Annotated in this window: 17 protein-coding genes and 1 riboswitch; of the genes, 1 reads left to right on the top strand and 16 read right to left on the bottom strand. The window is 37.6% G+C overall.

Annotation, left to right across the window (positions count from 1 at the left end):
• Positions 1–91: 91 nt before the first annotated feature.
• A riboswitch (cobalamin riboswitch) is annotated at positions 92–289 on the bottom strand.
• 218 nt (positions 290–507) lie between these two features.
• Positions 508–918 carry a VOC family protein gene (locus ACFSFW_RS13070; protein WP_388038929.1) on the top strand — a complete coding sequence of 137 codons (411 nt, stop codon included), beginning with the start codon at positions 508–510 and terminating at the stop codon, positions 916–918.
• Between the two features lie 33 nt (positions 919–951).
• Here the strand turns inward: ACFSFW_RS13070 and ACFSFW_RS13065 are convergent, their stop codons facing one another.
• The 16 genes from ACFSFW_RS13065 to ACFSFW_RS12990 form a co-directional block, all read right to left on the bottom strand.
• Positions 952–1491 carry a GNAT family N-acetyltransferase gene (locus tag ACFSFW_RS13065; protein ID WP_388038927.1) on the bottom strand — a complete coding sequence of 180 codons (540 nt, stop codon included), beginning with the start codon at positions 1489–1491 and terminating at the stop codon, positions 952–954.
• Between the two features lie 65 nt (positions 1492–1556).
• Entirely contained in the window at positions 1557–1877 is a 321-nt protein-coding gene (locus ACFSFW_RS13060; protein WP_388038925.1) for a hypothetical protein, read from the bottom strand.
• Between the two features lie 172 nt (positions 1878–2049).
• On the bottom strand, positions 2050–8940 hold the full coding sequence (locus tag ACFSFW_RS13055) for a 5'-nucleotidase C-terminal domain-containing protein (RefSeq protein ID WP_388038923.1): 6891 nt from the start codon (positions 8938–8940) through the stop codon (positions 2050–2052).
• A 262-nt stretch (positions 8941–9202) separates the two neighbouring features.
• Complete coding sequence (locus ACFSFW_RS13050) at positions 9203–10705, bottom strand: acyl-CoA synthetase (protein WP_388038921.1); 1503 nt, start codon at positions 10703–10705, stop codon at positions 9203–9205.
• 115 nt (positions 10706–10820) lie between these two features.
• Positions 10821–11558 (bottom strand): 3-oxoacyl-ACP reductase FabG, encoded by a 738-nt coding sequence (gene fabG, locus ACFSFW_RS13045; RefSeq protein WP_388038919.1) that lies wholly within the window; start codon positions 11556–11558, stop codon positions 10821–10823.
• Positions 11555–12466 (bottom strand): intracellular short-chain-length polyhydroxyalkanoate depolymerase, encoded by a 912-nt coding sequence (gene phaZ / locus ACFSFW_RS13040; RefSeq protein WP_388038917.1) that lies wholly within the window; start codon positions 12464–12466, stop codon positions 11555–11557. The genes fabG and phaZ overlap by 4 nt, the downstream gene beginning before the upstream one ends.
• Complete coding sequence (locus ACFSFW_RS13035) at positions 12460–13479, bottom strand: 3-oxoacyl-ACP synthase (protein WP_388039046.1); 1020 nt, start codon at positions 13477–13479, stop codon at positions 12460–12462. Before ACFSFW_RS13035 ends, phaZ begins: the two co-directional genes overlap by 7 nt.
• A gap of 12 nt (positions 13480–13491) precedes the next feature.
• Positions 13492–13671 (bottom strand): hypothetical protein, encoded by a 180-nt coding sequence (locus ACFSFW_RS13030; RefSeq protein ID WP_099354299.1) that lies wholly within the window; start codon positions 13669–13671, stop codon positions 13492–13494.
• Positions 13672–13683: 12 nt separating this feature from the next.
• Positions 13684–14691, bottom strand: a complete 1008-nt coding sequence (locus ACFSFW_RS13025; RefSeq protein ID WP_388038915.1) for a branched-chain amino acid ABC transporter permease — start codon at positions 14689–14691, stop codon at positions 13684–13686.
• A 4-nt stretch (positions 14692–14695) separates the two neighbouring features.
• The gene (locus ACFSFW_RS13020) at positions 14696–15556 is read right to left on the bottom strand and encodes a branched-chain amino acid ABC transporter permease (RefSeq protein WP_388038913.1); all 861 of its coding nucleotides are present in this window, start codon (positions 15554–15556) and stop codon (positions 14696–14698) included.
• Positions 15557–15587: 31 nt separating this feature from the next.
• On the bottom strand, positions 15588–16295 hold the full coding sequence (locus ACFSFW_RS13015) for an ABC transporter ATP-binding protein (protein WP_388038911.1): 708 nt from the start codon (positions 16293–16295) through the stop codon (positions 15588–15590).
• The gene (locus ACFSFW_RS13010; RefSeq protein WP_388038909.1) at positions 16279–17046 is read right to left on the bottom strand and encodes an ABC transporter ATP-binding protein; all 768 of its coding nucleotides are present in this window, start codon (positions 17044–17046) and stop codon (positions 16279–16281) included. Before ACFSFW_RS13010 ends, ACFSFW_RS13015 begins: the two co-directional genes overlap by 17 nt.
• Positions 17047–17113: 67 nt before the next feature.
• On the bottom strand, positions 17114–18367 hold the full coding sequence (locus tag ACFSFW_RS13005) for a substrate-binding domain-containing protein (RefSeq protein WP_388038908.1): 1254 nt from the start codon (positions 18365–18367) through the stop codon (positions 17114–17116).
• A gap of 91 nt (positions 18368–18458) precedes the next feature.
• Positions 18459–19463: a 3-oxoacyl-ACP synthase gene (locus ACFSFW_RS13000; RefSeq protein WP_388039044.1), complete on the bottom strand. Its 1005-nt coding sequence runs from the start codon at positions 19461–19463 to the stop codon at positions 18459–18461.
• Between the two features lie 64 nt (positions 19464–19527).
• A complete protein-coding gene (locus ACFSFW_RS12995) occupies positions 19528–21009 on the bottom strand; it encodes an o-succinylbenzoate--CoA ligase (RefSeq protein ID WP_388038907.1) in 1482 nt (493 codons plus the stop codon).
• A 15-nt stretch (positions 21010–21024) separates the two neighbouring features.
• Positions 21025–21630, bottom strand: a complete 606-nt coding sequence (locus ACFSFW_RS12990; protein ID WP_388038905.1) for a TetR/AcrR family transcriptional regulator — start codon at positions 21628–21630, stop codon at positions 21025–21027.
• Positions 21631–21758: the final 128 nt, after the last annotated feature.

Genomic DNA, 21758 nt, shown 5'->3' with positions numbered 1-21758 from the left:
GAATTGAGCGGATGAAACGATAACATCAAGAGAGCACATGAGTTGCCCTACCTGTCGCCATCGTTTCATCTTCCCAATCCCCGAAGAAGGTGAAACATCTTAAGAAAAGACAGGTCTCCTGACTAATGCGTCACTCTACTTTGAACCCTTCCCATATAAGCACCTTTATTTAAGTTATCTTATACAGTGGCCTGTTCATTTCGTCAGCATTTACAGTTGCGGGGGCAGTTCTGGATTTTCACCAGATTCCCTTTTAAGCACAAATGGCATCTTTTTCCCAAGGCTAAACACAATATGTAGTTGTTAATATTCAAAATCTATCAATATATACTATTACAATTAATAATAAGGGACACCTACCTATTTAGCAAGACAAAAATTGACAATTATTTCTCGAGAAATAATACCTTGTACTTTTTCTCGAGGGGAAAGAGTGTATGATATCTTTAGTAAATAGAAATCATAGTGTAGGGCAACTTACTTATTAAAAAAAGGAGTGTTTTGTGAATGAAAGGACAAGCGACACCTTATTTAATGTTTAATGGGAATGCGAAAGAAGCTTTGGAATATTATCAGGAAATATTTGAGGGCGAAATATTGGATGTTCAAACATATGCTAAGGCAGGTTATGAAACACAGGACTGGGCTAATGACCGACTTATTCATGGTAAATTCAAAAAGAATGAATTCTTACTAATGGTATCAGATGACTCTCCCGACCATAGTGTAACATTTGGAAACAATATCTCTTTAGTTATAGAATTTGAAAGTGAAGAAGAAATTACGAAAACTTATAATGACCTAATGCAAAAGGGCACTGTGTTCATGGAGTTACAGGATACATTTTGGGGTGCAAAATATGCAAAAGTAAAGGACCCATTCGGGATCATATGGGACTTAAACTATGAAAAGAAGTAAAGGAAATTCCCCTAGCATCTAGGGGAATTGTTTTTATTTCTTCCATTCATGTTTTAGCAGCCCATAAAAGTACATATCAAATCGCTTCCCGTCACGCTCTAGAAATTCTCTTGAGGTACCTTCTCTAACAAATCCTAACTTTTCATATAAGGCGATGGCCCTCTCATTGTACTGAAAAACGGTTAATTGGATTCTATGAAGATTTAACTCTTGGAAAGCAAAATCCAAAACGAGTTGCATGGCTTCATATCCAAGCCCTCGATTACGGTTTCCTTCTCCACCTATTGCGATTGCAAGCCATGCATTTCGATGTGGCCAAATAATGCTGTCAATGTCCACAAATCCAACTAATTTATCAGTCTCCAATTCTTTAATCCCAAACACAAACTCTTTCTCGTTTTTCTGCTCAACCCACTCTTTAAAAGCAGACGGATGTTTTGGGAAGGACGGTAAAGTATCTAGATTTCTAAGAAACTCTTGATCCTCATACCAACTTACAATGGTTGGTACGTCATCTTCTTTAATTCTGACAAGCTGAACCTTTTTTCCTTTTAACAAATTGTACGTAATCATTCGAATTACTCCCTTATTTTTACTAAGAGAGTAATTCAACGTTTTTTGTAAAAATCCTTTAGAAATTATTTCTTTTCAAAAAATGAGGTTTGACTACCGAGGTCACCACCTTTCGTTAGATTACGAGGGATTTTGTGTGTTTTTTCTAGGATAAGTGTGTAATTTCGATCTATTGCCTTTTTATATCGAAGTAGTACGAGTGCACTTATAACGGATTGAAGGGCATATAAAGAAGAATAATAGAGTAGATTTAATGTAGTGTCCGTTAGCAGAAAGATTCCAATCAAGATGACTAGTTGGGTGAAGAAAACTTTTTTAGATTTTAAAATGACTCCAAAAGCTAAAGTAATGATTCCAGTAATCTCTAAAAATACATAGGGTTCCATATGGTCTACCTCCTTTTGATACTTTCATTATCCATTGAAAAGGTTGCAAAAACTTTGACTTGAATCAAATTTTCGAAAAAAAAGTTCAAATTAAAAAGCAGTGAGAAGGAAACAAATGTTTTTCTCACTGCTTGCTATTATTGGACTTTATTATAGTCCTCAATTCATTCTATTAAGCTGTTTTTCTTCTGATTACATAGAGGAGGCCAGCAGCTACAAGGATTAGCGCGAGTCCAACCACTAACATGTTAGCCATATTTGTAGCTGTTATCGGAAGTTTTTTCCCTCCATTAGAATTCTTCGAGTCAGAATCTTTTACAGTTGAGTCATTTGTATCAGAATCTTTCACTTCAGAACCTGGAACTTCCTTAGACTCTTCAACTTCTAACACTCCAAATGTACTAAAGTGATCGGTAGTAGCAGTAATTTTTCCATCATTGTATTCGCCACCGACCAATTCCCATTCCTTACTTTGTGGATTCCAATAGAAAACCTTCACTTTTTTCGGATCATCCACTTTTTTAGGGTCAATCGAAAAAGTCATTGTGACTTTTTCGTTGAACTTGTGATAGCCCTTGCCTTCTGATTTGATTGTAAAATCATAGGCAACTAAAGCATCCTTACGATTGTCCTTCTGTACTTTAACTTCCGTTTCACTATCAGGTAAGATAGATGAAGGAATTTGAAGGTCAACCACGCCATTTGAGATGATTAATGTTGCATTTGCTGCTTTAAGTTTCGCAATTGCTTCAGAGCTCAATGATACAAAAATTGTATTTTTCTTTTCAGGAACTTCAACTCTAACAATAGCTCCTTCTTTTAGTTCGCCTAAATCATCTGCAGATACTACATATTTGTTTCCTCTTTCGACTTCTGGAGTAACAACAATAATCTGCGGTTCCTCTTCGCCTGGTGTTGTAGTAACATCAACGATTCTACCTTCAGTTTCAGTTGGGATTCCCTCACTACCAAGACTTACTAAGTGATCACGGAAGTTTTCCCAATCAGATAGTCCTAAATCTGTTACACGGCCTTTTTCGTAGGCTTTAGCAAATACGTCATAGCCGTCTCCACCTTTAGCTGTGAAAGCATTTGTAGCTATAGTATAGGTAGCATTATCATCAACAGCTACAAGGTTTCCTTTAGCATCTTCAATGTATACTGCAACTACACGTTCGCCTGCTGGTTTTGAAGAATCGAATTCTACCTTACCTCCTGCAACATGTAGGAAACCACCATTCTCACCTGGATACTTGCTAACAGAAATTTCAAACGCTTCTTTAAGCTCAGCACCTGTTATTTCCATCGTAGCTAACGTGTTACCAAATGGAAGAACTGTGATTACTTCACCTACCGTGATTGGGCCTTCATTAATTGCTGCACGGATGCCACCGCCATTTTGTAAAGCCATCACTACATTTTTACCAGTAAATTCTCTTGCTTTTAAAAGCATTCCATCTGTAATTAAGTTTCCTAGGATTGTTTCGTTTTTACGTACACTTGGTTTTGTATTATCACCATTTGTACGTGGGTTTGCTAGCTCTATAGGAGTTGATACTCCGATTTCCTCTTGTGCTACTTTGTCAACCTGTGCTTTATACGGTGCTAATACTTCTGCTGCTTCAGAATCAGCCTCTTGATCACCGATTGAAATTAATTCCCCAGCATGTTCAATTACTACACCTTTTTCATCGAATACTACATCTAGCACACCTAGGTTGCTATTCGCATTACCTGTTTGAACGATTACTGTAGGTGTGTCATCTTTTGCAACAACGGATGGCACATCCAATGCTGTATGACTATGTCCACCTACAATAACATCAATTCCTTCTACTTTTTCAGCTAGGATTAAGTCGTTATCAACCGCAGCATTATCATCATAACCAATATGTGTTAATGCAATAATCTTGTTGACACCTTCTGCTTTAAAAGCCTCAACAGCTTTTTCAGCTTCTTTTAGATAGTTTTCAAATGCTATTGTACCTGGGCTTGAAATGTCAGCAGTTTCTTCTGTTGTTAAACCGAAGATACCGACTTTCTCACCGTTAACCTCTTTGATGATCCCATTGTAAATTTGTCCATTATCAATTTCAGATGCGATAGAATCATTGAAAATCCCATTAAATTTAGCATCCTTCGAGAAATCAACATTGGCACTGACAAATGGGAACTTAGCTCCCTTGATAAATTCAACTAATTTTTGATGTCCTTCAGATAAAGAACCTAAGTCAAATTCATGGTTACCAAAGGTCATTGCATCAAAGCCCATTAAATTCATCATGGCTAAATCTGCTTTTCCAAGGAACTCATTAAAATACAGTGTTCCTGTAAAAGCATCTCCTGCATGAAGAAGTAGTGCATTCGGATTTTTGGCTCTTTCATCTTTCACTACCGTTACCGTTTTAGGCATCTTATCTAAGGCAGCATGCGTATCGTTTGTATGTAGTACCGTTAAGTTAAATTGACCTTCCACATCAACGATTCTACCTTCAACCTCAGTTGGAATTCCCTCGCTTCCAAGACTTACTAAATGGTCACGGAAGTTTTCCCAATCAGAAAGACCTAAGTCTGTTACACGGCCTTCTTCGTAGGCTTTTGCAAATACATCATAGCCGTCTCCACCTTTAGCTGTGAAGGCGTTAGTTGCGATAGTATACATCTTCTCATCTTGTACTTCGATATACTCACCATCTTCGTTTAGGTAAGATACGGATACCACGCGTTCATGTTCTGGTTTAGTTGAGTCAAACTTAACTTTACCGCCAGCAAGGTGTAAAAATCCACCATTTTCTCCAGGGTACTTGCTTACGGAGATTTCAAATGCCTCTTTCAATTCAGCACCAGTAATATCCATTGTTGCTAACGTGTTACCAAATGGAAGAACTGTAATTACTTCACCAGTTGTGATTGGGCCAGCATTAATAGCAGCACGGATACCACCGCCGTTTTGTAAAGCCATTATCACGTCTTTACCTGTGAATGATTTTGCTTTTTCAAGCATACCGTCTGTAATTAAGTTACCAAGAATTGTTTCGTTTCTACGTACGCTTGGTTTTGTATCATCACCACTTGTACGTGGGTTTTCTAATTCAATAGGAGTTGAAACTCCGATTTCTGTATTAGCCACTTCTTCAACTTTTGCCTTGAATGGTGCTAATACGGCCTGAGCTTCTTCATCAGGAACTTGTCCTTTAATCTCAATTAATTTACCATCATGTGTCTCTACTACACCATTTTCGTCGAATTCAACATTTAGAACACCTAAGTTGCTGTTTGCATTACCTGTTTGAACGATTACAGTAGGTGTTGCATCTTTTGCAACAACGACTGGTTCAGCCAATACTGTATGGCTATGTCCACCAACAATAACGTCAATTCCTTCCACTTGTTCAGCAAGAAGTAGATCGTTATCAACCGCAGCATTATCGTCATAACCAATATGAGTTAATGCAATAATTTTGTTAACATTTTGTGCTTCAAAAGCTTCTACAGCTTTTCTTGCTTCATTAATGTAGTTTTGGAATTCAATCGAACCTGGGCTTGAAATGTCAGTTGTTTCTTCTGTTGTTAAACCGAAGATACCCACTTTCTCACCGTTTACTTCTTTGATGACTCCATTGTAAATTTGTCCATTTTCAATATCAGATGCGATTGAATTATTGAAAATCCCATCAAATTTAGCATCTTTCGAGAAATCAACATTGGCACTTACAAATGGGAATTGTGCACTTTGGATAAATTCAACTAATTTTTGATGTCCTTCACTTGAAGAACCTAAGTCAAATTCATGGTTACCAAAGGTCATTGCATCGAAGCCCATTAAATTCATCATGGCTAAATCTGCTTTTCCAAGAAACTCATTAAAATACAGTGTTCCTGTGAAAGCATCTCCTGCATGAAGAAGGAGAGAATCAGGATTTTCTGCTCTTACTTCCTTCACTGCAGTTACCGTTTTTGGCATGTTGTCTAAGGAAGCATGAGTATCATTTGTGTGCATGATTGTTAAGTCATAATTAGCTTTTAGGTCAATTTGAACCATAACCGGGTCATGGTCACTCGCACGCCCCGCCATATCTGTAAAGTCTGCATTAATGTGTAAAATATCAATTTCAGTTCCAGGTACTAAGTTATTTGATACCACAATGTGATCTAAAACTTGTGAGTTACCTTGGAACAAATATGTGTAACGATCACTTTGTTCAACATGGTTAATCATGTTGGTCATTAAGTCGCCTTCATGGATTTTAAGGGACTCAGCGAACTGGTAATCGTTAAAATCACCAACTGATACAACATTTGCATTAGGGTTATCAACTTTTATTTCTTCGATAAAGTCATAAACAATATTTGCAATTTGTTTACGTTGAACTTCACTACCATATACCGGCGGTTGTGTTGAACCGAATAATGGAGTGTCTCCAGATTTGGAGTTCCAGTGGTTAACAATAACCACTACATCTTCACCTTTGAAGGTAAATTGTGCTGCTAAAGGTTTACGACTGTTATCAAATGCTGCATTTGTAGGATCAATTCGTCCAGGGTTATGTGTTAATTTGCCATCTTCATAACCAACAGCTGTTGTTGCATCACCAGCCGGAATGTCTTCTGGTAAAGAAACACGTTCTGGATTATATAAGAATCCAACACGGATGTTTGCATTTGGTGCTCCACCATCTTGGTTATTAACAGGATCAATATTTAAATATTGATATTCAGGGCCACCAGCTGCAACAATTGCTTGAATCAAACGTTCATAACTTTCGTTAGCGGCTGAATCTCCTGCACTTTGTCCATTGTTATCTTGAACCTCAGTTACCCCGATGATGTCAGGACTCTTCATGTCTTGAACAAATGCTCTTGCTAATTTTCTAGCTTTATCGTCTGATGTTTCTTTCGAATTATTTGAGAAGTTTTCTAGATTGTAAGAAGCAATCGTTACCTTATCGTCTTCTTTAACAATCGTTGTTGTCTCAGGTTCTGCATTACCCTTAACATGGTTCGATTGCATGTCTTCTAAATCAACATAAATCTTATAATTTTGGAAACCATAGTTTACTACACCTGTGATTGGTCCAGTAAATTTGTCTCCTGTTGCTACCTCGAAATCTCTAGCAGCATTGTTATCGTACATTTTAAACTGGATACGATCCGGATTCGCATTGTCTTCCGTAAGTAATACTCCACCATGTAGAGTATCCGTTTTTCTGTTTTCTAGAACCGTAATCAAATCTCCGTGTTCTTGAGGTGCAACAGCCTTAACTGTTCCAACTACAACAAGCATTCCTTCAATACTTTCCCAGAAATCGATTGCATCTTCTTCTGGGTCAAACTCTCCGAAACTATCATTATCAATAACTTGATTTGGTAGGTTTTCACTCGTAATTTCTACTGGAGTAGGAAGTTCTACATTGTTTTCAATTACGTTTACTAATCCACCTTTGTCGTCACGTGCGTTAATTTGTGTCACAGATAGATCCGTGTCACCTTTAGTATTAGAGTACCCATCGATATGATACTCATCGACTGTACCCGTTACACTTACTAGATTACCCACTTCTGCATTGGCTTGGTTTCCTGTATAAACAACGATCCCTTCAGATGTCTTTGGATTGTTATCCTTTTTATCATCTGGAGTTTGCATATGGAAATAGTTGGCGCCATTAAGTTTATAAGTATACGTGACGATACCTTCAACATTTTCAACTTTCACATTATCTAATGGAGATTCATGAGATTCTCCTTGGATATCATGAATATTGATTTCTTCAGCATCGTATACGCTATAAGTAAATTCTTTTACTTCACTAGCTGTTAAACCTTCTTTTACAGCAATAGCTTTAATAATTACATCTTCATTAACTGTAATTGGTTCACTATATTTTTGACCGTTTTCTACTGTTGGTTCAGAACCATCTGTTGTAAAGTAAATCTCTGCATCCGCAGTTGAAGTAGATAACGTTACTTGAGTACCCACAGGAATTGTACCTGATGGTTGAGATGCACTAACTGCTTGAACTTTTGAAGCATCTTCAATAATATCAGCTTGTCCACGTGGGATGATTTGATAAGCTTGGTCAAATTGTTGAACGATACCAGTGATTGATTCGTAAGTAGTGCTAACAGATAACTCTAAAGTACTATTTTCATCACGAACTAAAAATTCTGTACCATCTTCGGCTTTAGCTGTATAATTTGCCCAGCCATTTCCTTTATTTACATCGATTAATTCTACATTTTTTACTAGAGCTAATTTAGATTCATTTTCTTCATTAACATTAGTACCGTCTAATTCAACTGGAGAAGGTACACCTTGATCTTCTGTTTTACCAATCAATGTTGCAGAATCTAATTGTAATAACCCTCTATAATCTTGTAATGAACCACTTACAGTGATTTCATCACCAAGTTTAACATCTAAAGAAGTTGGACGAACTGCAATTGCAGCTGTTTCATCTTGAATGTGAATTGTATTCTTTAATAATGCAGTTACTGTACCTTTGACTGCTGCTTGACCAGTACCTTGGCTGCGAGCTTCAGCAATTGTGATTATAGTTGGTTGTTCAGGTTCTGGAGTTGGTTCACCAGGGTTAGAATCACCGTCAAGAAATTCATAAGAAGTTGCACTTTTTAATCCTGGAACACTAAAGTATCTTTCGAGGCTTCCTGTAATTGCTACTTTTCTTTGAAAATTTTCTGGATTATCTACCAAGTTTAACGCGGTTCGAACATTACCACTTGGTAGTTGTACAGGTAAGATCTTAGCTGGATCCTTTTCGTTCGGATCATCTGCTAAACCAAGATTTGTATTGCTATTATTACTATCAAATGGTGGAACTTGATCATAATTTGTTCCACTAATAGCGGTGCCAACAATATATCCTTGTACTGTAGCTTTGCCAGCATTATTTGCAATTGCATCTGCTACAGTTATATAGGATGTTTGTTCAGCAGTTGCTTCTGCTGCACTTACAGCAGGTGCAAAGTTTAATAGAGTACTAGGCACTATTAAACTAAAAACGAATAATAACGACAGTAGTTTTCTTACTATGCCTTTTTTCACAGTTTTCTCCCCTCACTTAGTAAATTAGTAGAATATGGTACGCCTACAGAATACTGGGAAAGGGGTATTTGGTCAATAAAATTTACGAAAATTAAACAAAAGTATTACAAAAATTAGTATAATACACGAACAATAGGTAAATGGTCGTAGTCTAATGTTAATATTTTTTCTTTAGGTAAGCACACAACACAAAAAACGACTACAAATGAAAAAAGTAGCCGTTTTTTAAACAATAAAATTTACACTCAAAATCTGTTTTATCTTAACCAACTAAATTTTCATAAGTCTTTTGCAAATGGCTTTTATCAATCTTTCCCACATGTGTTTTAGGGATATCCTCCACAAAGATAAACTCTTTTGGCACCTTATATTTGCCTATCTTTTCTTGACAGAACTCTATTAATTCTTTTTTTGAAACCTGTTGGTCTGGCATTAAAGAGACCACAGCAATCACCATCTCTCCCCATTTTTGATGAGGTACCCCGATAACAGCAACCTCATTAATTGCTGGGTGTTTGCTAATGCATTGTTCAACCTCAAGTGGGTATACATTTTCTCCACCTGTAATAATCATTTCTTTCTTGCGCCCCACAATATAGTGATAGCCTTCTTCATCACATCTGGCTAAATCCCCTGTGTGCAACCAACCATCATTATACACTTCCTTTGTTGCATCCGGATTATTCCAATAATGGTGGAACACATGTTTTCCACGAATCAATAGCTCTCCAACTTCACCAGCCTTTGCCTCATGTCCTTCGGCTGTCATAATCTTCACTTCATTAAAAAACATGGCCTTACCAACAGACCCTCTTCGAAACCTTGATATTTTCGGATCAATAAAGAAATTATTTGGCCCCGCCTCTGTTAAACCATAACCTTCTTTAAACGATAATCCCTTTTCTTCAAAGGCCTGATAAATTTCGAGTGGGCAAGGCGCTCCCCCAGATAGAAAGGTATGCATGGTTGGAAATGTCACATTTTTAAAGGAAGGGGTGTTAACCATCATATGGTACATCGTTGGAACGAGTAAAACGATTGTACATCCTTCTTGATTAATAAGTTGAATAGCACGTTTGGGCTCAAAGTTTTTTGCTATTACAACCTTGCCCCCCATCATTAAAATAGGAATGGATAACGCATTAAGACCTCCAGTATGGAACATCGGCATATAGGTTAATGTCACATCTTCTGCTGACAAATTCCAACTCACAATTGTATTTAACCCATTCCACAAAATAGATTGATGAGAAAGGACAACTCCTTTAGGTTTTCCTGTTGTTCCACCTGTATAAATGATCGCCAGTGGGTCTTCCTCTAGAATGCACTCCTCTGGTTCAATTATGGTACTTACTTCATTGACAATCCGTTTATATTCAACAGAATCAATTTTTACGATTTCCCTAGATGTATTTCCCTGCAATAAAGCCTCAAATTGGCTTGAAAATGCAACCAGTTTGGGTGACGAATTTGAAAGTATATAATCGATTTCTTCACTCGATAAGCGCCAGTTTAGCGGCACAAAGATTGCCCCAATTTTTCCACATGCAAATAGCAAATCGAAATAACTAACATCATTCGGAGATATTAGTGCTACACGATCTCCCTTCTGGATGCCAATTGTTTTTAAAAAACAAGCGATACTTTCCGCACGTTTATTCAGTTCCTGAAAGGTATATCGGCTGCCTGTTTCTCCATCCACGACAGCAATCGAATCAGGTGATAGTCGAGCCCGATTTGCAATCCAATCCAGTTCCCACCTCACAACTATCTCTCCTTACGTCTTCTTAATTCTATTCTTACTATAGAAGACAGGAGTTACATGGAAGTTACATGATGTAAGTTATGAAAAAAAAAGAGTGGGGCTCCCACTCTTTTCGTTACATCATAATCCCACCATCAACATGCAAGGTTGTTCCGTTCACATAATCGGCTTCATCGGAGGATAAAAATAAATACGCATTGGCGATATCCGATGGTCTCCCAAGTTTTTGAAGTGGAATCATTTGCTTTAATTGATTGATAACTTTTTCAGGAACGGTTGCCACCATTCCTGTTTCAATAAATCCGGGTACAACTGCGTTGACGTTGATTCCTTTTCTGCCAAGCTCTTTTGCCCATGTTTTTGTCATCCCTACTACCGCGGCTTTAGATGCTGCATAATTTGTTTGTCCAACATTTCCATATACACCCGTTACAGAAGAGGTACTGACAATTTTTCCTTTACCATTTGCTATCATATGTGGAACCACTGCTTGTGTACAATTAAAAACACCTGTTAAGTTCACATCAATAACCTTTTGAAAGTCCTCCTGAGATAGTTTTGTCAGCATCGCATCACGAGTAATTCCGGCATTGTTTATTAAAATATCAATCTTTCCAAATCGCTCCATTACTGTAGCAACCATTTGATCGACACTGTTTCTATCAGCAACATCCACTTGAAAGAACTCAACATCTGCACCTTGTTCTTTTAATTCCTCTGCTCTCTTTGCACCTGTTGTGTCATAGTCTGTTAACGCAACCTTTGCACCTTCTCGGACAAATGTGATAGCAGCTTCTAGCCCTAGTCCGTTTGCTGCTCCTGTGATAATAGCTACCTTGTCTTTTAATCTCATTTTGCAGGCTCCTTTTGTTCGATAAATTCATGTATATGTTTTAACAACAAATCTAGGTTATCAATTAACGGAGAATGTCCACAGTCTGCTAATTCAATAAATGTTCCTACTTCACCTAAATCCTCAACTATTTCTTTTGTCATTTTATCTGTAATCACCAAGTCTCTATCACCACGTAAAATTAAGACTGGAATTTTAATCTTTTTCACAAGACCGTTTCCCTCAACCAATCCGTTATGATATTCACTGATATTATATTTATTTAATGAATAATAGACTTCAGCTAGATTTCTTTGTGTTAACATATCGTCTAAATATTCGTCATAATGATTCTCATCAGGCAAGTTATGGGTATAAATTAAAGCATTCCAAATCGCTTTTAATACTTCTTTATTTCTAGTGTCATACGCATTTTGAATCGGAATAATTCTAAGTGGATCCTTTAAGATATCCTCATAAGTTTTAAGTCTCTTTGAATAATCCTCTTTCCCCTCTGAATTAACCTCATAAAGCGCAATACCTCTTGTTGAGACGGACTCCACTAATATCAACTTATTACAATATCCTGGATAATCCGCTACAAACTGCATTCCTACGGTACCACCAGTTGACCAACCAGCAATGATAAAATCTGATAAGCCTAATTCATCAACAAATAGTTTGATATCATCAGAAAAGTCCTTTATCGATTGTATGGGCTTGTTATATGAGGATATTCCAAATCCTCTCATATCAACAGCGATAATTTTGTAATCGTTATCAATTTTATCAATTAATATATCCCAGTGCTTTGACGAAGTCATGTTACCATGTATAAGTAAAAGAACCTTTTCTCCACCCTCACGTTCCCGATATCCTAACGTTTCTCCATTTGCTAGATTAACAGTTTTCAGTTCGATAGCTAGCATGAACAATCCCCCCATTTTATTGCCGTGGCCCCCCACGCATATCCAATTCCTGCACTCACTAACACAACAAGATCTCCTTCTTTTATTTTACCTTTTTTTTCCGCTATTTCCAAAGAAAGAATTTGATCCATTTGACCGATATGCCCATATTCATTTAAATAGATTGATTGCTCCTCAGATAAGCCTAATTCCTTTAACACGTAATCATGGGCTGATTTCTTCATGTGGAGAATACCTAAATAATCAATATCTTTCTCTGTATATCCACTTTTTTCTACTGCAGTTCGAATAACCTTAAGAAAGTTTTGCATGGACTTTTCTTCAAGCCGTTGCTTCATCCCCTCTGGATCAAGGACATCGAGCATGTTTAATTTTTGCTCAAGCGCCTCTTTTGTGATTGGATTTTTTGTTCCCCCTGCTACCACAACAACATCCTCGGAAAATGCACCGTCCGTTATAATATGACTTTCAAGGACGTGATTTTTTTGTGCACCTCTTTGTAAAAGAATGGCACCTCCACCAGCTCCTAGATTATACATAAAGCGCGTTCTCGGATTCTCGTAATCAATGAAATCTACATTGCGATAACCACCGGCAAGTAAAACCGTTTTAATAGAGTCATCCGACTTCATCATATTCTTAGCCACTTTTAAAGCCATGATTGTCGTACCACAGCGCATCGCAACGTCAAATCCCCATGCATTAACCGCACCAAGCTCTTGCTGCATCTTAATCGCAGCTGTCCACAAGGGATATTCCTTATGTTCCTCGCCGATATAAATGATTAAATCGATATCCAGAGGATCGATTTTTGCTTTCTTTATAGCTTCTCTTGCTGCCTTTATTCCCATTTCACACGTATGGTCATCAGGCCCGGGAATTGGCTTTTTCAATATGCCCAGTTTCTTTTCAACAATTTCCTTAGGTATCCCGCTCATTCGTGAAATGTCTTCTCCAGTTAGAAAATCATTTGGAATGTAAATTCCTGTACTTATAATTCCAACTGATTGCAAAGTCAATGTGAGTCACTCCTCTATTACACGTTTCATGTACTGAACAGCATCATCTAAATCGGTAACAATTACTTCATCTTCCCCTTGAACATGGCTTACCTTTATCCGCCACTGCTTTTTCATTGTCTCACTATCAACATGAATTAAGGCACAACGGACAACGAATGAAGTTATGGTTTGATTATCATTCATGACCCTCTCTCCTTAGCCAGCTATTTTTTCTTTATCGACGTCTTTCGTTTTATTACTACCTTTTCTTTTATAAAACCATGACTTTACAGTTCCGACGATTCCCATTGGGAAGAACATAACGGCTAAAATATATAAAATGCCAAAGAAGATCATCCATCGTTCAAAAATCCAATGAACCTTTGCAAGTCCAGTTAGCCAATGGTGTGCAAATTCAATTAGTCCCGCTCCAATGATGGCTCCAACAAGTGTCCCTACTCCACCAATAATCGTCATGAGAAGAGCATCCAGTGTCACATCGAGCGCGAATACTGAAGTATTTACAAAACGTAGTGTAAGAACATACATCGAACCAGAAACACTTGCGATAACACCAGCCACAATACTTGCAATGATTTTATAATGAATCACATTGTAGCCTAGTGATTCTGTCCGTGGCTCATTTTCTCGGATAGCTTGAAGAACTCTCCCTAGAGGAGATTCTGTAAATCTCTTTAACACTAAAAAAACAAAAATCATAAGAATTAATGTAATAAAATATAGAGTCATCCGATCTTTAAAGACATCCGGGATGCGAAAAGTAAATCCGTCATTCCCCCTTGTCAACGACCTCCATTTTTCTGCTGCTACTAAAAACAATCCTGAGAACGCCAACGTCAGCATCGCATAAAAGTGACTCTTTAACCTTAATGAGAGTAAACCGACAACATAACTTAAAATGGCTGCCAGAATCATTCCAACAATAATCGATAGTAGAAATATAGGAACTGTTGGTTCAAAGCGATCTAAAAGAACTCCTGTAGAATAGGCACCTATTCCAAAAAACATGGCATGCCCGAATGAAACAATCCCTGTAAAACCTAGTAAGATATCATAGCTCATTGCAAAGACAGCAAAAATAAAAATTTGTGTAAATAAAATTAATATACTTCTAGTATCATTGATAAATGGATAGCATAGAAGGAACACAGCTGCTGCAATGTAGATAATATTAGCTTTTGAAGAACCAGTAAGAAGCTTCATTTCCTCACCCCTTTGCACCGAATAATCCCTGTGGTCTAAAAATTAATACAACAGCCATTAGAAGCATATTAACTGCTAGTGATAATTCTGGGACATAGTAGGCCATGAAGGATCCCGATAATCCTACTAGGATTGCTGCAAACAGGGAGCCTGTAATACTTCCCATACCACCAATAACAACGACAATAAATGCGAGTATTGCAAATTCCATTCCCATCTCTGCATAAATTTGACCGGAATATGGTCCTAGTAATACACCACCAAGTGCTGCCATAGCTGCACCTACCATAAAGACAAGCATAAAAATCCTTTTAATATTGATTCCAAGTGATTGAACCATTTCTTTGTTTATTACACCGGCACGAACAATTAATCCGATTTTTGTATTTTTAAGGATATAGTAAATGAGGAAGAAAACTAGAAATCCAACCAATATGATAAACAAGCGGTATTTGATTAAAATAACCCCGCCAAACTCCCAGCTCCCGCTTAAATATTCAGGGGTTTTCGCACTCAATTGGTTCGGTCCCCAAACGACCTTTAACATTTCAGAAAGAACGATCATAACCCCTAGCGTAATCAAAATTTGCTGAACATGATTTCCATATACAGGAGTAACAATGAATTTTTCCATAAGTAAACCTAAAATAAGGCCTGTAATCAGGGCAGTCACAATTCCGGCTACAAAGCTTCCAGTTTGCCCATATGACCAAACTCCTGCATATGCTCCCCAGGCAAACAAACCTCCATGTGCAAAGTTTAGGACATCCATAAGACCAAAAATCAAGGTTAACCCTGCCGCAAGTAGGAAAACTAACATACCTGTAGCAAGGCCGTTAATTGTTAAATTGATGATTGCTTCCACAAATTTTTCCTCCTTTCACCCATGAGTCCTACTAAGCAATTCCTAGATATTGTCTACGGAGTTGTTCATTTTCTTTTAACTCCTTCATTTCACCACGATGTACGGTTCTTCCATCGTCAATAATGTAGAAGCGGTCTCCGATCGTACTTGCCATGATAAAGTTTTGCTCCACGAGCACAATTGTCGTTTTTGACTTCATTTCTTGAATGGATTCCATTACTTTTTCAACAACAATTGGTGCTAGTCCCTTACTTGGTTCGTCAATGAGCAATAAGTCATTGTTATTGACATATGCTCTGGCAATTGAGAGCATTTGTTTTTGTCCACCACTGAGGTTTCCGCCCTTTCTTTTCCAGAACTTCTTCAAATCTGGAAACAGATTCAAAATATAATCTAGACGTTCCTTCGTTTCATCGTTTTCCTTTTTGATTGCAACTTTCATATTTTCTTCTACAGTCAACTCTCCGAATATCCCTTGATCCTCAGGGACATAGCCAATGCCTTTTGTGGCAATATGGTAGGTTGGTAGACCTGAAATGTTCTCACCATTAAATTCGATTTTTCCTTTAGCCGGTGGATTAAGGCCCATAATCGACCTTAAGGTAGTTGTTTTGCCGGCACCATTTCTGCCTAATAGTACGGTAACCTCTCCTTTTTTAGCCTCAAATGAAACGCCTTGAAGTATATGAAATTGATCTATATAGGTTTCTATTCCCTCAACCTTAAGATGCAGTGTCATCGTACAAACCTCCTAAATACGCTGATTGAACTGTTTCATTGTTCATGATTTCTTCCGGTGTTCCATCAGCAAGCAATCTGCCGTTAAATAAGACCATCACACTATCAGAAAGATCAAGAATCATATCCATTTTGTGTTCAATCAAAATGATGGTGCGATTGCCTTCCTCCTTAATTGTTTTAATGACCTCTAGGATTGCAGGAACCTCTTCAAGTGACATTCCAGCTGTTGGTTCATCTAATAACAGTACCTCAGTCTCCAATGCCAACAACATGGCTATTTCTAACTTGCGTTTTTCACCATGTGCAAGGTTTTTAGCGATTGCATCAGCTTTATTATCAAGAAGAACAAGCGATAAAATCTGTAATGCCTTTTCTTCGAATTGTCGATATTTACGGAAATGCTTAAACATTTGGTAGCGAACACCAGATTCCGATTGAACGGCTAAACGTACGTTTTCTAGAACCGTCAGATTAGGAAAAACATTTGTTATTTGAAAGGATCGACCGATTCCTTTACGTGTACGTGCTGTTGGAGATAATTTTGTAATATCTTCTCCCTGTAAGAAAACTTGGCCAGCAGTCGGTGTAAGCTGACCACTTAATAAATTGAAAAAAGTTGTTTTGCCGGCACCATTGGGGCCAATAATTGATTTGAAGTGGTTCGGAGGAACTGAAAAATTCACATTATCAACAGCTACATGCCCTCCAAAAGCGATTGTCAGGTTTTTCGTTTCGATAATATTCATCACGTATTTTCACCTCTTTTTTCTAAAAAGTAAGCTTCGGTAGCATTCCTACCGAAGCTTATAGATCAAATTAATTGCGAACTGGTGGAGCTGTTTCCTCAGGGCTTAACTCTCTCATTAAGACTGGAACTGGATAATCCACACCATCAACCTTTTCCAGGCGAATCGCATATAAAGTTTGAAGAGCTTGGTGATCTTCTTCACGGAATGTCATTTTTCCTTTCGGTGTTTCAAAGCTCATTCCTTCCATTGCTTCAATTAGTTTATCAGCATTCGTATCGCCATCTGTCTTCTTAATCGCTTCCACAATTGCTAAGGCAGCCGTCATTCCTCCTGGAGTAAATAGGTCAGGAACCTCACCATTGAACTTTTCTTTGTGTTTTTCAACTAACCAATCGTTAATCTCATTTTTAGGAAGCTGATGATAGTAAACGGTGAATCCTTCCATTCCAACTAACGCATCCATTGTTGCAAGTGCTGGGATATCTGGGGCACCTGTGGAAATTTTAATACCATTTTCTTGGACCTTCATATCTGCAATTTGGTTCCAAGGTGAATTTGCACCTGCCCACACAACAAATAAATAATCAGGCTTTGCTTCAATAATCTTTTGGATATTTGAAGTAAAGTCAGTTGCTGCAGGATCTGCATATTCTTCGTGGATAATCTCAGCACCTAAATCTTCAGCGGCTTCCTTAAAGGCTGCAACTCCATCTCGACCGAAAGCATAATCCGGTGCAAGGGTTGCAATTTTAACCCCTTCTTTTGCAATTGCTGCCGCACCTGCAACCGCATCCTGTGATGAATTACGGGCTGTTCTAAATATATACTCGTTCCAGTCTGCACCTGTTATACTGTCTGCTGCAGCTGGTTCAACAATCATAATCTTTTCATATTCTTCTGCTAATGGAAGAACTGCTAATGTATCTGCAGAACTTGATGATCCAACTAAGAAGTCAACTCCGTCTTCTTCAATCAATTTTGTTGCTTTTTGAATGGCAACTTCTGGTTTTGTCTCAGTATCCTCTACAAAGAATTCGATTTTTTGACCATTTACTTCCATTGTTCCGTCTGTTGCGTACTCGAGGCCGAGTTCAAATCCTTGTGTTGATTGCTTGCCGTAGGATTCAAGCCCACCACTTAATGAAGCAAGCACACCAATTTTGATTGGATCCTTTGATTCTTCTGCTGGTTTGTCTGAATCACCTGAGCTTGGCTTCTTTTCTTCTGTAGTTGATGATCCTGAGCTACATGCTGCAGCAATCACCATTAGCATGGCAAGCATGCTTAAAAAAAGCATTTTACGAAATGAGAAATTCTTCATTTTTCCTTCCCCCTTATGTTCGTTGAAACTGTGAAACCTTTGCATTCATCGTACTTGAGGATAGTTACAACTGAGTTACAAAATCAATTTTTCATACACCCTTCCATTGAATAACAGTAGCAGCCCATGTATAACCTGTTCCGGCACTTACTGCAACCGCAATGTCCCCTTCAGATAATTTCCCTTGCTCATTAGCAAAATGAAGGCCTATACACGGGTCAAGTGCCGACATATGTCCATGATGATCTAAATATATTGTGTTTTCTTCTGGTATTTGTAATGTTTGAAGTAGTTCTCTAAACATGGAGCGTTTCGTATGTAGTGGTAGAAGAACTTTAATATCTTGAGGTGAATAGCCGCTTTTCTGCAATGAATTTCGAATCACTTTTTCGAAATTGGGAATGGATACAGGGTCAAGTCTCTCCTTCATCCTGGATGGATTATGTACATCGATAAAATGTTGCCTATTTACTACGGTTTCAATGCTTGGGAAAAGCTTTGAACCTCCAGCAGGTACCCGAACATCTTCATAAAATGAACCATCGGTGATTATCGAGCTTTCCAGAATTTCACTTAAAGTGGAATTTTTCTTAACGAGTACAGCTGTCCCACCATCACCAAAATTAAACATAAACCTGGAACGAGGGTTTTCGTAATCAATGATCTGTGATTCCTTACAACCTCCAACTAGTAAAATGTTTTCTATAGTTTTGTCAGATGTAAGCATATCCTTGGCCACTTTTAAAGCAATTGGAAAACAAGAGCTCACATTCATTAATTCAAATGCATATGCGTTTTTCGTTCCTAATTCAAATTGAAGTTTTGGAGCACACGACCAGACTAAATAATCCTTATGTGGACTACCAAAATAGATAACAACATCAATTGATAAAGGATCTATTTTAGTAAGTAGTTGCTTTGCAGCCTCAATTCCAAGGTCAGTAGCCTGCATTGTATCGTCGGAAACATGCTTTTGATACAACCCGAATTTCTCAATGATAACCTGTTCAGGAATTCCGGTTTTTTTAGACAATTCCTCTGCTGTTTCAATACCTTTTGGAAAATATACACTTGTAGCTTCAATTCCAACATTTATCATACTAATCCCCCTTCTGATGGAGCCATCTTAAATGCTGCCCCAGTGAATACAAGTTCCTTTTTTATGAATTAACTAGCTGGTTCTTCTGAATTTTACCTGTCGCATTCCTTGGTAGTTTTTCGATAAACTCTATTTTTTGAGGAATCTTGTATCTTGCCAAAAACAGTTTACAATATTCAATAATTTCCTCTTCTGTTAGTAAACTCTCTTTCTTTTTTACAACAAAGGCTACTGGAGTTTCTCCCCATTTTGCATCAACAACTCCTACTACTGCTACCTCTACAACATCTGCTAACTGACCAATTATTTGTTCAAGTTCCAATGGGTAAATGTTTTCTCCACCGGAAATAATCATTTCTTTTTTCCTTCCCACTATATATAAAAATCCCTCTTCATCAACCCTTGCTAAATCTCCTGTGTATAGCCAGCCATCCCGAAGAGTTTCACCTGTTGCTTCTGGTTTATTCCAGTATTCTTTCATTACATTTGGACCACGGACAATGAGTTCTCCAATATCCCCCCTTTTAACAATAGCTCCCTTTGAATCTATTAATTTATAATCACAAAACATAACAGGCTTTCCAATAGACCCAATTTTCCGTTTAGCGTCCTCTTTGGAAAGCATAAATAATGTCGGTGATGTTTCAGTCATCCCAAATCCTTGACCAAACAGTAACCCTTTTTCAAAAAAAGCCTGAATTAGTTCATGAGGACATGGTGCACCACCGTTATAAAACCAGCGTACAGATTGCAAATTTGTCTTTTCAAATGAAGGACTATGCAAAATGGCCTGATGAATTGTAGGAACACCCATTACAATAGTCACTTGATGCTGCTCAATCATCAATAAAGCCTTCTCCGAGTTAAATTTCCCCTCAGGTAAAATTATGGTCCCACCAGTAAAGAGTGTAGGAAAAGCAAATAAACCAATTCCACCAATATGAAAAAGTGGAAGTAACACAAGTGAACGGTCATTTGATGTGATATCGATTGCAGTACAATTATTGATGGCATTCCAAAACATATTATCCTGTGTTAAAACCGCTCCCTTTGGCTTACCGGTTGTTCCCGAAGTATAACAAATGATAAAGGGAGTGCTTTCATTAATCTTTAAAGAAAGGTTTTTATTTCTATCTTCAAGATTCCTTACGCTTTCAATAGAAATTATTTCTTTCAATTTACTTTTCTTCTGTAACGAAATAGCTGTACTTTTAAAGGTATTTTCTAAAAATAGAACCTCTGTCCCACTATCATTTAATTGGTACAAAAGCTCATTCTCCGTTAAACGAATGTTAAGAGGAACAGCGATACATTCTAGTTTTGCAATTGCGAATAATAAAACAATATATTCATATCTATTATTGGATAAAATCGCAATCCGTTCTCCTGCCATTATAGATAGATCTTGTTTTAAGAAAGTAGCTAACTTGTCTACATCTTGTTTCAAAGCTTTATAGGAGATCTGTTCTTTTTCTGTAATTATGGCTATACGCTCTGGATGTAATTCTGCTCTTTTATCAATCCAATAAGCAATGCCTTGCATAAAGTCTCCTCCTTGTTATCCCTTTTTAAGTCCATCAAATATTAGTGTCATTGCTGCTTCAAACGCCTCCTCCGGGACATCCTGTTGCTCCCAATACACCCATCTCATTCCAAGAAATTGACCAATTGACATTAAGCAATACGCAACCGTTTCTTGATCAATTTCTTTAAATTCCCCAACTTCGATGCCAGCAGCAAGACTTTTTAAAAAGCCATTTGCGAGTTTATCATAGTACCATCGATAAAGTTCTTTATCGACCACTACCGCTTGTTGAACAATACTATATAAATTTCTACGGCTCTTTACCCAATTAAAGAAAGCCTTGAAACCTTTCCTTTGTGCATCTTCGAAATTTTTGGATTTACTCATTTCTTCTTTTATTGCTAAACGAAGTTCACGATTATATTGTCGAATTAGTTCGTCAAAAATATCTTTTTTTGAGGGAAAATAATTATAAAATGTACCCTGAGCAACGTTTGCTTCTTGTGAAATATTTACAATTGAAGTTTCATAATATCCCTTTTGTCCAAATACCTCCTCTGCTGCACGTAATAGTTTCTCTCTTGTTTCTAGCCCTTTTTGAGTCAATATTTTTTCTTCAGACTTAATTGTTTCTGACACCTGAATCACCTCTCAGTTTTATTATATGTAAATTTTAGAATTTTACAACAACTTTTTTTCACAATAGAGTAGGCGCATGAATTACTCATGCGCCTCTCACAGATCCGTACGTGCGGGTCATCGCATAC

The organism is Ferdinandcohnia salidurans, from assembly GCF_042680725.1.
Lineage (GTDB): Bacteria > Bacillota > Bacilli > Bacillales > Bacillaceae_L > Ferdinandcohnia > Ferdinandcohnia salidurans.
Note: the sequence above shows the minus strand (reverse complement) of the source record. Positions and strands in the feature narration are given on the sequence as shown.